The organism is Breznakiella homolactica, assembly GCF_016616095.2.
Taxonomy (GTDB): Bacteria; Spirochaetota; Spirochaetia; order Treponematales; family Breznakiellaceae; genus Breznakiella; species Breznakiella homolactica.
The window spans coordinates 965,387-977,809 of sequence record NZ_CP067089.2 but is presented as its reverse complement, the minus strand read 5'-3'; the positions used below and the strand labels follow the sequence as shown (position 1 = coordinate 977,809).

The 12,423-nt window shown below is 55.1% G+C and carries 8 protein-coding genes; 7 read left to right on the top strand and 1 reads right to left on the bottom strand.

Annotation, left to right across the window (positions count from 1 at the left end):
* Window positions 1–2: 2 nt before the first annotated feature.
* The 7 genes from JFL75_RS04660 to JFL75_RS04630 all read left to right on the top strand — a co-directional run bounded on the left by JFL75_RS04660 (window position 3) and on the right by JFL75_RS04630 (window position 7,635).
* Window positions 3–605, top strand: a complete 603-nt coding sequence (locus tag JFL75_RS04660; protein WP_215625526.1) for a V-type ATP synthase subunit D — start codon at window positions 3–5, stop codon at window positions 603–605.
* On the top strand, window positions 602–2,518 hold the full coding sequence (locus JFL75_RS04655; RefSeq protein ID WP_215625525.1) for a V-type ATP synthase subunit I: 1,917 nt from the start codon (window positions 602–604) through the stop codon (window positions 2,516–2,518). The genes JFL75_RS04660 and JFL75_RS04655 overlap by 4 nt, the downstream gene beginning before the upstream one ends.
* Window positions 2,519–2,619: 101 nt before the next feature.
* Window positions 2,620–3,045, top strand: coding sequence for a V-type ATP synthase subunit K (locus JFL75_RS04650; RefSeq protein WP_215625524.1), 426 nt, complete (start codon window positions 2,620–2,622; stop codon window positions 3,043–3,045).
* A gap of 141 nt (window positions 3,046–3,186) precedes the next feature.
* Window positions 3,187–4,308 carry a flavodoxin-dependent (E)-4-hydroxy-3-methylbut-2-enyl-diphosphate synthase gene (gene ispG / locus JFL75_RS04645; RefSeq protein ID WP_215625523.1) on the top strand — a complete coding sequence of 374 codons (1,122 nt, stop codon included), beginning with the start codon at window positions 3,187–3,189 and terminating at the stop codon, window positions 4,306–4,308.
* Window positions 4,305–5,429, top strand: coding sequence for a hypothetical protein (locus JFL75_RS04640; protein WP_215625522.1), 1,125 nt, complete (start codon window positions 4,305–4,307; stop codon window positions 5,427–5,429). The genes ispG and JFL75_RS04640 overlap by 4 nt, the downstream gene beginning before the upstream one ends.
* A 123-nt stretch (window positions 5,430–5,552) precedes the next feature.
* Window positions 5,553–6,632: a uracil phosphoribosyltransferase gene (locus JFL75_RS04635; protein WP_215625521.1), complete on the top strand. Its 1,080-nt coding sequence runs from the start codon at window positions 5,553–5,555 to the stop codon at window positions 6,630–6,632.
* On the top strand, window positions 6,619–7,635 hold the full coding sequence (locus JFL75_RS04630; RefSeq protein WP_215625520.1) for a tetratricopeptide repeat protein: 1,017 nt from the start codon (window positions 6,619–6,621) through the stop codon (window positions 7,633–7,635). The genes JFL75_RS04635 and JFL75_RS04630 overlap by 14 nt, the downstream gene beginning before the upstream one ends.
* Here JFL75_RS04630 and JFL75_RS04625 read toward each other — a convergent pair.
* Window positions 7,591–12,417, bottom strand: coding sequence for a hypothetical protein (locus JFL75_RS04625; RefSeq protein WP_215625519.1), 4,827 nt, complete (start codon window positions 12,415–12,417; stop codon window positions 7,591–7,593). The two genes, JFL75_RS04630 and JFL75_RS04625, sit on opposite strands and share 45 nt — an antisense overlap.
* Between the last annotated feature and the right edge of the window lie 6 nt (window positions 12,418–12,423).

Genomic DNA, 12,423 nt, shown 5'->3' with positions numbered 1-12,423 from the left:
CCATGGCTAAGATCAAGCTGACCAAAAACGAGCTCAAAAAACAGAAAGATGAGCTCAAAATGTATCAGCGTTATCTTCCCACCCTGATGCTTAAAAAGCAGCAGCTCCAGGCCGAAATCCGTACCATTGAGCTCCGGATCAAGGAGCTTATGCAGGAAAAAGACCGGGTTGATGAAGGGTTTAAATCCTGGATCGGGGTTTTCGGGGAAACCGGTGTGTTTACGCCGGACATGCTCCGGATCACCGAACTCAGGGCCGGCAGGGGAAATATCGCCGGTGTGGAAATTCCCGTATTCGAAGGCGCTGACTTCGAGCTCGCTTCCTATGATCTTGCCCGGATTCCCCTCTGGGTTGATACCGCCATTGACCGGATGAAGCAGGTTCTTCTCCTCGATCTGGAAGCCCAGACCCTGGAGGAACAGCGGAAACGTCTGGACCACGAGCTGCGGATTACCACCCAGCGGGTAAATCTTTTTGAAAAGATAAAGATCCCCGAGACCAAGGGAAATATCAAGAAAATACAGGTGTACCTGGGCGACCAGCAGACCTCTGCGGTGGTCCGGGGTAAAATAGCCAAACGGGGAATGGAGAGGGCTGCTCAATGATCGTACCTATGAAGAAAGTTTCCCTGGTGGTAATGGATAAGGATAGGGAAGGCTCCCTGGAGAAACTGCGGGAACTGGGGGTCGTTCACCTCCAGAACCGGCAGGCTTCATCGGACCGCCTCACGAAACTCCTGGAACAGAAAGCCAAATCCGACTCCGCTATCGGGATACTCCGGAGCTATTCCGGATCAAAAACAAAGAATAAAAACGGCGCGGAGACACCCGCGGCGGAAAAACCCGCAGCCGAGTATTCCGTTGAATGGGCGAATGAAACACCCCCGGCAGATCCGGTATCCCAGGTCCTCGGCCTCGCGGATGAGCGGAAAAACCTGCAGGAACAGATGGTTTCCGAAATAAAAGAACTGAGCCGTATTGAAAAATGGGGCGAATTTAACCCGAAATCAATCCAGGAATTATCCGACCAGGGGCTTTCGCTTATTCCCTATGAACTTCCCCGGAAAACCTATGAATCCCTCGGGGATGATCATAAGGTAATTGTGCTGGGGAAGGATAAATCCCTGGTTTACTGTGTCGCCCTGGATGAACCGATACCGGGGGAGGTTCCCCTGGTTCTGCCGGAAAAATCCATAGCGGAATTCAATATATCGATCGCGGAAAAAAGAGATCAGCTCGCGGATATTGAGCGGCAGTTTGAAAAACTGGCCCCAAAAAAAGCGGTGATCGAAGCGGGCCTGGTGCCTCTGCTTCAGGATATTGAATTCGAGACCGCCAAAGTCGGTATGGAAGTCACCGATGATACACCGGCTGAATACGCCGTTTCCTGGATCAGCGGATTCGTACCCCAGGATCTCCTGGGTGTGGTAAAGCGCGGAGCCGCCGAAAACGGATGGGCTCTGATCGCGGACGATCCCGATGAAGAGGATAACCCGCCGACCCTGGTAAAAAACAACAAATTTGTCAGCCTTATACAGCCGCTTTTTAACCTCCTGGGTACAACGCCGGGATACCGGGAATACGACATCAGCCTTTCGTATCTGCTGTTCTTCTGCCTGTTTTTCGCCATGATTTTCGGAGACGCCGGGTACGGTATCATTCTGCTGGCGGCGTCGGTGATTTTCGGTGTCCGGTCAAAGAAAAAGAACGGAACCGTCCCCGACGCGGTGCTGCTTTTCGGGCTGCTGTCAATCTCAACGATTGTCTGGGGAAGTATAACCGGTTCCTGGTTTGCCATTCCGACGGAGAATCTCCCCGGATTCATGCAGGCCATGGTTATTCCGCCCTTCAGGCCGGACCCGAACCTGGACCCGAAGGTAGCGGAAAATCTCGTTCAGCAGAATATAAAGCATATGTGCTTTATTGTCGGTACCATACAGATCGTTCTGGCCCACGCGAAGAATATCAAGCGTGAATTCCCGGCGCTCACATTCATCGCCCAGCTGGGCTGGCTGTGTATGGTGGTGGGATTGTACTTCCTGGTGCTCAATCTGGTTCTCGACAGGACCGCCTTCCCGGTGCCGCAGTTCGCGCTGTACCTCATCTTCGGAGGCCTGGGGGCATTCTTCATATTCTCCGAACAGAAGGGCGGGAATTTCTTTAAGAATGTCGGCAAGAGTTTCGCAAATTTCCTTCCGACCTTCCTGGACGCGGTATCGAGTTTCTCGGACATCATCAGCTATATCCGCCTTTTCGCGGTGGGTCTGGCGGGTGCCGCTATTGCCAGCAGTTTCAACAATATGGCCATGGGAATGCCCGAAGGTCCGGTGCGCATCATCGCCGGCGGACTGATTCTCATTGCGGGCCATGGGCTTAACCTTGCCATGAACGCCCTTTCGGTGGTGGTCCATGGGGTGCGGCTCAACCTGCTGGAATACGCCGGCCATCTCGGAATGGAATGGTCGGGACATACGTATTCTCCCTTCGCCGTAAAGGACAAAGGAGAAAAAAAGGACTGATCCTGGGCTGATTGTCCCGGTTTTTTCCGGGATTTCTGATAATAAGTACTATTTGCCGGACAATGTTGTTGCCCGGCAGACTGAAATCTAAGGAGTAAGCAATGGATATTGGAATGATTGGAGTTGCCGCTTGTCTCGGCCTTTCCGCTCTCGGATCAGCTTTAGGTGCAGGAACCGCCGGTATGGCTGCCATCGGTGCATGGAAAAAATGTTTTATCCAGAATAAACCGGTGCCTTTCGTCCTGGTGGCTTTTGCCGGCGCACCCCTGACCCAGACAATCTATGGGTTCATTCTTATGAATACCATTATTTCCGGCGCCCTGGACGGCGTGGGAAAACTTGCAATCGGTTTATTCGCCGGCCTTGCCATGGGCGCTTCCGCCCTGTACCAGGGCAAGTGCGGTGCCTATGCCTCCGACGCGTACGGTGAAACCGGGCAGGGGTTCGGTAACTATATCCTCGTGGTTGGTCTTATCGAAACCGTAGCACTGTTCGTAATGGTCTTCTTCCTGGGTGTTGCCGGCTAAATACCGGCCCGGAAAGATCGAATCAAAACCGGAAGCTATTTCCGGTTTTGGCGAACAGCAATTAAATCATTTTCTTCATACCAAACACCTTAAAAATGCCGATATTTTTAAGGTGTTTATTGTTTTTTAGGCGGGTACACAATGGCTGAAGTTCCTTCTTCTCGTATTATCACCATAGGCGGGTATGATCACATAAATTCCGTGGTTTTAGGCGGAAAAAACCCGGTGGCTCTTCAAACCATGTGGAAGGACAGCCTTTCCGCTTCGGATATAACGGGCAGCAGCGGCAGCGCCGCCCTGGAGCGGATCGAAGGCCTGGCCGGTCTCGGCTGCCGGCTGCTCCGGTTCGCGGTTCCCGACCTGGACGCCGCCGATGTCCTGGGGGAACTCGCGGCGAAAACCGCCATGCCCCTGGTGGCGGATATTCACTTTGATTATAAAATCGCCCTCCGGTGCCTGGATTATCCTATCGCGAAAATCCGGATCAACCCGGGCAATATCGGAAAAAAAGAACGGGTAATAATGGTCCTTGAGAAGGCCGCCGCCCGGAGGGTTCCCATCCGCATCGGGGTCAATGCCGGGAGCCTTCCGGCGGATCTCCGCAAAAAGGTTGAAGCCGGGGCGATAACCCGGGCGGAAGCGCTGGTCACCGCCGCGGAGCGGGAGCTGGAAATCTTCGATGAAATGAATTTCCGGGACGTGCTGGTTTCCATGAAGGCTTCGTCAATCCGGGATACGTTAGTGGCCAACCGCCTCCTGGCCTCCCGGACGGATGTCCCTCTCCATATCGGCGTAACCGAGGCCGGCCCCCTCATCCCCGGGGTGGTCAGGAACGCTGTAGCTATGCACACCTTGCTGGCCGAAGGCATCGGCGCGACCATCAGGGTCTCGCTGTCGGATACCATGGAACAGGAGATAATCGCCGGCAGGGAAATCCTCAATGCCGCGGCGGATACGGAGGGCGGGGAAACGGTGAATCTGGGTGTCACCATTGTGTCCTGTCCCCGGTGCGGGAGAAACAGTTTCGATACCCACGGGTTTACGGAAAAATGGCAGAATTATTTGTATTCCCTGGATAAAAATATTACCGTTGCTATTATGGGATGTGTCGTAAACGGCCCTGGGGAGTCCCGCCACGCGGATATCGGGATTACCGGAGCCGGAAACAAGGTGCTGATTTTCCGCCGCGGCGAAGTTATCAGGACCATAGATGCCTCCGAAGCGGATGATGCCTTCCGGGAGGAACTGCAGAAGTTATTATGAAAAAAAATATTAAGCGGTTTGTTTTTTTTATTCTCCTGGGAACCCTGCCGGGGGGCTTTTTGTTTTCCCAGGCCCCGGAGCGGCCCTACTGGTTTACCCTTGAGCAGGGAAAGCTGCTCTTCCGGGAAGGCCAGTACGGCGACGCGCTGATTGCCTTTGAGGATGCCCGGCGTCAGCGGGAAACCATGTTCACCAGAATGGAACAGGATCTTATTTTTGTCCTGTCCCTGCCGGAGGTACGGCGGCTGGGAGACTCCCTCAGCCGGGTTGAGACCTATATTCAGGACCGGGGATACGATCAGGCGGACAAGGCCCTCCGGGAACTGTATTACCGCGTTCCCCGGGAGGAATTAAACAATTCCGCCGCCGCGGCGCTGGAAAAAACAGCGGAACTCAAGGGGTATCCGGAGGCGGAATTCTGGCTGGGTGAGTGTTACCGGGCGGAAGGGGAACTCGGTGTGGCTCTGCGCCAATACCGGAAAGCCTATGATCTGCGGGCGCTTCTGCAAACCCCGGGAGCTGATACGGAAATTCTGTACAGTATCGCCGATATCCACCGCATGCGGCGTGAGTATATTGAAATGGAAGAATGCTATCTTAAGATTCTCGAACTTGATTATCTCTGGTCGGAAGACTCGGAAACATTTGTCAAAAACGCCATGACCAGGACCCTGGAAAATGAAGGTATCGACCGCTTCCTGACACTGTACCGGTACGATAACACGGTGGTGGAAAAGGCCCACAGGCTCCTCGGATTTTACTACTATTATTCAGGACGGTACGGCAGGGCTTCGGAGCATCTGCTCTTCGCGTTTCTGATCCAGAACACCGTACTCATTGAAGAAATGCTGTCCCGCCGTTTCGATTACCAGTTTACGGAAACCCGCGCCCTTATGACGGAAATTTCGGCGCAGCCGGTTTTATCGGCATATCTTTCGGAAGTTGAATATTATAAAACCATTTATTACCTGGGCAGTTCCCTGTACGCCAACGGGAAGCTGGGGCCGGCGAGGAATTTCTGGATCCTTCTCCGGGGACGTGCCGAGGCCGGTGAATGGCGTACCCGCGGAGAAGCCCAGCTCCGTACGCCGTTTGTCGAGAAAGCCGTGGAGATGCCGTAACTGCCATAAAAATCGCCGCGCCGGCCGGCGGATGCCGGTCCGAACCGCATATACGGGGGCTTAACCGGAAAAATTCCGGTCCGGCCCCTTTTTTTCATTCCCTAATACTGCTATGATATTTTTATGAGCAAGGTAATTCTTAAGGCCGAAGATTTAGACGGATTCCTGACCGACAGGGATAAACAGTATATCAGCCAGATGGACGGGCTCTACAGCCAGGTTATGACCTGTTTTAATACCCTTTCGACCACGAAATCGGAAGCGGAAAAGAAGCGGGAAGAACAAAATCTTATAGAACATTACAACAAGATGGGAAACCTGATGCAGGATATATGCAAAAATGAACCCTGCATCAATGTGTACTCCTTTATGACCCCCCAGGAAAGCCATCCTGAAGCCTCCCGGGTGATCGCGAAACTCCGGGATTACCGTACGGGAAATCAGGAATTCGTATACTATATTCAGCGGGCCTACGAAATGCTTTTTAAGCTCGCCTACGGCGGGACAACGGGTTCCAATAAAAACTACCTTATCGTAAAAACGCCGGTATCCGTTCCGGTCCAGAATTACGCGGTCCATAAAATAACCAATATCGATGAAAAAATAGAAAATACCGTTATGTGCGTCATGCTCCGGGGGGCTCTGCTGCCGTCCATGATCATGTCGAAGGAAATCCAGGAATACTCATCCCACGGATACACCACACCCTTTGCCCTCTTTAAAATAAAACGGGACGATTCGAAGCATGAAAATGATATGGAGTATATCCTTGACCTGGAACGGTCGTATTTCGATCTCGGTTCCCTTGACGGCAAGGATCTGATTTTCGCCGACCCCATGAACGCCACCGGGGGCAGCCTCGTTACGGTAATCAAATACCTTCTGGATCAGGGAATCAAGCCGAAATCGGTGCAGTTTTTTAATGTTATCGCCGCCCTCAAGGGCGCCCTCCGGGTGGTCCGGGCTTTGGATAACTGCGAAGTCTACACCCTGTGGATGGATCCGGTACTCAACGAAGCGGCGTATATCCTGCCGGGACTCGGTGATGCCGGGGACCGCATCAACGGCATGGATATGGATGAACAGCCCAGGGATATTATGCAGCTTATCGCCGATTACGGTTCTAATATTGCCGGCCTTTACCGGGCCCAGCTCCGCAAAATAGAAAAAACCGTTCTTGGGTCGGTGAATGCCAAAAACTAAAAAGCCCCTTCTGTGGCTTGTACTGTGCCTTATTCCGTTCCTCGGTTCCTGTGTATCCCGGGTCGGAGCGATTTCGGCGGAAGAATATTATTCCCTGGGGATAGCCTACATGGATCTGGGCAAATACGAAGAAGCCGAAAAATGGTTCAAACGTGCCAGCCTTATGGACAAAACCATGACGGCTTCGGTGTACAACCTCGGCCGGATTGCCTTTGAGACAGGCCGGTATGAGGAAGCGGCGGAGCAGTTTGAATCGATCCTCGTGAAGGATCCGGAAAATACCATGGTCCTTAAGGCCGCCGCTTACGCCAGGATACGGACCGGCGATCTCACTCTGGCCGAGGGGTATTACGAAAGGGTCCTGCCCCTGGAGCCCGAAAGCGCCGATGCGGGATACAACTACGCCCTGGTTCTTCTGGCCCTGGAAAAGGCGCCGGAAGCAGAAGCGGTGCTTTCAAATTACTCTTTTGCGCTTCTGGAAAACAAGGATGTGCAGCTTCTGTATGCCCGGATACTGAGAGCCCAGGATAAGGTCGAAGCCGTGGATGTATATGATCAATGGCTGGCAAATTACTCCGACCTGGATGTCCGGTACGAGTACGCCCTGGCCCTGGAATCGGCGGAGCTGTACGCCCGGGCATTGGCCGAGTACGATACGGTCCTTTCATCAGACACGTCGGGGCTGAAGCTTGTGTCGCGGCAGGATGTACAGTTTTCACGGGCGCGGCTTCTGCTTATCGCTGATTCCGGTTCTTCCCAGGGTATCGAAGCCCTGTCGGAGCTGGTGAACGGCGGTTTTTCCGATACCCTGCGGCTTGAGGCTTTGCTGGATGAGAAATCGGTTTCAGACAGCGCGAAGACGGAGATCCGCCGGCTCATTGTTACGGCCGAACAAAAGGCTTCGGAAGAAACGCCGCCGCCGGAGACTGAATCTCCCCGCGGGGATGTTCCCGCCGCGTCAGAAACTGATGTTGAGGGTGGTTCCGATAGTACCGATGAATGACAGAATTTCAGTATCCGCGTTGTAGCTGGTATTCAGCTTCGCGAAAACACTGAAGTTAAGCTGGCCGAAAATGCGGATAATAGATTCGTGGCCCGCAATAAAGGACATCGTAAAATAATCCCCGGTGTTGTCGAGCAGCAGTTCCAGGGTTTCCTTGCGCAGCTGTTCGTAATCCTTCCGGGCAAGGTCGGAAAGAGCCGGCCAGTTGTCCGCTCCCCGGGCTTTATTCATTAAAAAATTGTAGCATACCGAAAGCAGGCTGTTTCTGGTCGGTACAATCCAGTCAATGGTCGCGGTCTCGGACCATCCGGAATTGGTTACGGTAAATACATTCGAAACTAAAAGCTCGGCGCCGGAAAAACCGTAAAAACCCATATTCTGGCCTGCCTGGACACGCCACAGGATATCTTCATTTCTGGGAATGCTCACGGCGGTTTCCAGGCTATGGGAAAACTCGTCGGTGCTGTAAAAGGAAAATAGCGGGTTTGTCCCGAAGGCCCCGAACATATTCACCCCGGAAAACCGGAGGTTTCCGGTTACCTTGAGGATATCCGAAAGGGTATCAAGTTTCTGGTGCAGAATCCGGTCGATACCGGCCTGGAACGAATTGGGAATCACGAGGCCCAGGGCTCCCCGTTTTTCCGGGATTCTCAGGGAAAGGGACACGCGGTCGGTAAACCGGTTTGAATCCACCGTCCGGTCAGAATCCTCCGTGAGATCGGTTATCGTCCCGCCGAGACCACTGTTGAACAGGGAATAAAACGGAACCGCGGCCCATAATGGAGCGGCTGATATCAGGCTGTCCCTAAAGACGGTGAGGTCGTCCTGTATTCCCGTTCCATTCTCCGCCGCGTCCTGCCGGAAACTGCGTTCCATAAGGAAGGATCCCTGGTAATTTCCGAACCGGAAGGGAAAATCGAGTTTCCCCGAGCTTTCCGAAATTGTGGTATCCTGGATACGGCTGGAATTTGTCGATGCCTCCATGGACAGGACGGCTCCGACGGGTTCAAAATCGGCGGTGGCTTTAAAAAGCCCCCGGGCTTCCCGCCGGCGGACCCCTTCGCCGGCGTCGGGGACCATTTCGGCCCAGCTGCGGGTCCAGCTTGAACCGTATCCCTGGAGCCAGTCTTTCGGGTCGTCGGTTCTGTCGGTCCACCGGGCATCGATATCCAGGGAAAGCCCTGAGCCTTTGCCTGGCACAAAGGTAACGCCGGTTCCGAGTTTCCACCGGCGCTCCAGGTCTTCGTCCTCATAGTTCACTTCGGATTCCAGGATTCCCCTGAACTGGCTGGAAATATCCATGGCAAATTTATGGCGCAGATTTTCATCTTCGGGGCCTACTGAAAATTCCTCCGAAAACCCGAATACCCCGAATCTCCGGGATATTCCGTGGCCGGCGTTCCATGCCTGGCTGCTGGTCCCGGCGTTGATCCTGAAGTCACCGGTTATTCTCGCTCCCAGCACGGTGGCCTCCATGCGGGATCTGTTCTGGACCGCCCCGGTGGTCTGCACCGAAGAATCCGCCGGATTTCCCCGGACGCCGCTTTCCAGAACCGTTTCCGCGGCCATATCGGTGACCACCGGATTCCCCCGGACCTCCAGAACGGTCCCCGGTTTTGACCAGGAAAGGGCGCCGCCCAGGTTGCCCCGGTACGCCGGAACGGGGTCCTCCAGGGTAATTTCATCAATGGAAAATGAGGACGCGTTAAGGGCTGTTCCCGAGTCAGGGACCACCAGGGCGGCGACGTACATGGTTTTGCTGCCCTCAGAGGATTCATCGAATCCCACCGGCGGACTCGAATAACTGACCCTGGCGCCCGGAACGTCCTGCCCGTCCACGGAAACCGAAAGATCACCCTTGCCGTAGTGGATTTCCACCCTGGTCCATTCCCCGGCGGGCAGGGCCGAGAGGGGGATCTCCGCGTCCAGGTAGGCGCTTCCGGAACTTTTGAGCCCCGCCGGGGATTTTCCCACGAAAAACCGGAATTTCATGTTGTTCCGGCCGCTCCCCACGCCGCTGTCCGGCGCTTTGACGAAAAACCTGAGTTTTTTATAGGATGAAAACGGGAATGTTCCCGTCCGTCCGTCGGTTCCCGGTGATTCGTTGCTGTTGAGGCCGTCCCATTCAACCTTGAGGACCCGCTGCTTCGCCCCGTCCGGATGGAGCCGGTCGATACTGCTGGTGTATTTATCCCTGAGGCTGTGGTCGATCGCCTCCTGGGCGGTGACATATTGGGATGCTGTCCCGGGGGCGGAAGATACCTCTCCGTCGTAGGTATCCACTACCACCGGCCTGAACTGTGAGCCGAGAATGATGAGGGGGGCCGTCAGGACCCGCCCCTGGATCACCGCACCGCCGGCGAGAATAACGATACGTACGGCCCGGGCTTCCTGGAGTTTCTGCTGGTCTTCTTCGGACAGGATCACCCGGCCGAGCTGCCAGCCTTCGGGAAGGGCTGTATTGGTGCCGGCGAACAGTTCCCGCTCAACGATTAGGCCGGAATTTTCCCCGAGCCAGGTATCATCGTCCCGGAGCGGTCCGAACTGCACGATTATTTTGAACTGGGTGCCGGGGGTTGCGGAAAAGTTGTACAGCCGGAAGGGGACCTGGATTTCCTGGGTGGTTTCCATCAATTCATCAATGCCGGTTAAGGGAACCTGGTAACCGGTCCATGTTTTGGACCCGTCCAGGGAAAATTCCCCTACCAGCGTATCGGACCCTATGGAGTCGTCCCGGGCCGGGTAGGGGGCGTTTTTATCGGATACCACGCTGGCCCCCGACCATTCTATGGGCCGGAGGGAACTGGAGCCAGTCCAGTTGGTGTCGCGGTAGTTGCGGTACGTTAGGTTTCCCCGGTTTGCCTCGGAAAGAGATCCAGATAACGTCGACGGTACCGGGGAGATAACCGCCTCGGAAAACGGATAATCCCATACGGTTTCGGAGCCTTCCATGCCGCTGACCCGGTAGAGGCCGGTGGTATCGGGCTGTTCAAAGCCGAGGCCCAGGGTTACTTTGGCTTTGAGGTTTTCGTCATCCCAGGCCGCGACTCCGCTCAGGCCGACGGTGCCCGGGCTGGATACATCCTCTTCGGAAAAGGCGTCGCTGCTGAGGTTCCACCGCAGCCCCACGGACAGGCCCGTACTGAAGGGCCCCTGGGGATCGTACACCGCCGCCAGGCCCGCGGCGAGGCTTCCCTCCCGGCGCTGGTCGCTCTGTTTGAGATAGGTGATACGGATGACCTCATTGAACCCCGCGGGGGTTTCCAGGGTCACGAAGCCGGTATCCTCGTTAAAGGAAATTCTCGGGTCTTCGAGCCCCTCCCGGTATACCTGGACCGAACCGGGCACCACATCGGTGCCCAGGGAATACGCCCCGGAGGAACCGTAATTGGTAAACCGGATCAGGATATCCTCGGAATGGTTCCGGTTGCCCGGCAGGTACAGCCCGGGATATTTGGCTCCCAGGGGCCAGCGTTTTTCCGGCAAACGGCGGTCGGAACCCGCCGCATCCCGGGCCAGCTCGAAGATACCCCGGGATACCGGCGTGTCTACCAGGGTTAGTCCAGGTTCATCGGTTAGATCATCCAGGGAATTGAGGGAATAGCCGGAAATACGGTTTCCCGTGGATGATTCCACCAGGGATGCCGACGTGGCGGCGCTGGAAGGCGCCTGGTAGCGGCTCATACTCTCAAAGGGGGAAAATGTCCCGGGTTCGTAGATCACCAGCGCGGAAACGGATCCTATTGAAACGGTACCGGGAACCGCTCCGCCGGAATACTCACCCCCGGGCTGGGGGTAATTTCTCAGCTCAATACCGGCGCCGCTCTGGCTGAAAAACTGCTGGACCTGCCCAAGAAATCCTGACGATGGGTTATACCCTCCCATGGAAGAAAGGTACGAACTTCCTGTTTTGCTGTAGGAAACCGCCACCATACCCTGGGGCTGGCTGCTCAGTTCAACCTGGCCGTAGCGGGCGCTGACGGCGTATTCGCTGGGATTTGCCCGGCGCCAGCGGCGTCCTCCTCCAAAAAGGGACCCGTCGGAATCTTCAATATATACGACCGGAACCGTATCAATATCTTCGTCGGGGAGGATAAAAAAACGGCCCCGCAGGGGATATTCCGGGGAAATATCGGTATAGGTCCGTTCCCGGGTTCCCACAAAAACCCGTTCTTCCCGCTGGGCGGCGTCGTACCGGACGAGACCGTGGAAGGTAAAATCCCCGGAGCCGAACCGTCCGTACACCCCGAAGGAACTCGAGGAATTTCCCCCGAGATCGAGATACGGAAATACGGGATAATCCAGGCCGGTGTTGCCTATGCCAATATACTGGACCGTTTCCCCCGGCAGTCCCTGGTAGCCCGCCCGGTAGGTGTTCATGCTGTAATCGTCGACAAAGGTGCCTTCCACAAACCATCGTTGCCGCATCCAGAGAGACAGGGTAAGATCGGCTTCCTGGGTAAACAGAATCGGGGAATCCGTGGATGCCGCGGTAAGTCCCAGGGGGCTTTTTGACAGTCCCCAGTTGCCGCTGAGGGTTCCTTTCCAGAATCCCGACAGGAAGAGTGAAATATCCGAATCCCCCAGGGAGGATGAAAAAAGCTCCGGCCGGGCTTCCTCCTCGAGGTAGCTGGGAACCGGAATCTCTTCGATATCCGGCGGCTGGGTGTTTTCCTGGGCTTCCAGGGGAGGCAGCGTACAAGGCAAAAAAGTGAGTATGGTTATACACACCAGGGGTATAACCTTTTGTATTGCCCCGGGAAGGCTTCGCAAAACATCCATTATTAT

Coding starts and splice junctions, on each gene's coding strand:
- JFL75_RS04660 (WP_215625526.1), top strand. CDS start 3: ATGGCTAAGATCAAGCTGACCAAAAACGAGCTCAAAAAACAGAAAGAT.
- JFL75_RS04655 (WP_215625525.1), top strand. CDS start 602: ATGATCGTACCTATGAAGAAAGTTTCCCTGGTGGTAATGGATAAGGAT.
- JFL75_RS04650 (WP_215625524.1), top strand. CDS start 2,620: ATGGATATTGGAATGATTGGAGTTGCCGCTTGTCTCGGCCTTTCCGCT.
- ispG (WP_215625523.1), top strand. CDS start 3,187: ATGGCTGAAGTTCCTTCTTCTCGTATTATCACCATAGGCGGGTATGAT.
- JFL75_RS04640 (WP_215625522.1), top strand. CDS start 4,305: ATGAAAAAAAATATTAAGCGGTTTGTTTTTTTTATTCTCCTGGGAACC.
- JFL75_RS04635 (WP_215625521.1), top strand. CDS start 5,553: ATGAGCAAGGTAATTCTTAAGGCCGAAGATTTAGACGGATTCCTGACC.
- JFL75_RS04630 (WP_215625520.1), top strand. CDS start 6,619: ATGCCAAAAACTAAAAAGCCCCTTCTGTGGCTTGTACTGTGCCTTATT.
- JFL75_RS04625 (WP_215625519.1), bottom strand. CDS start 12,417: ATGGATGTTTTGCGAAGCCTTCCCGGGGCAATACAAAAGGTTATACCC.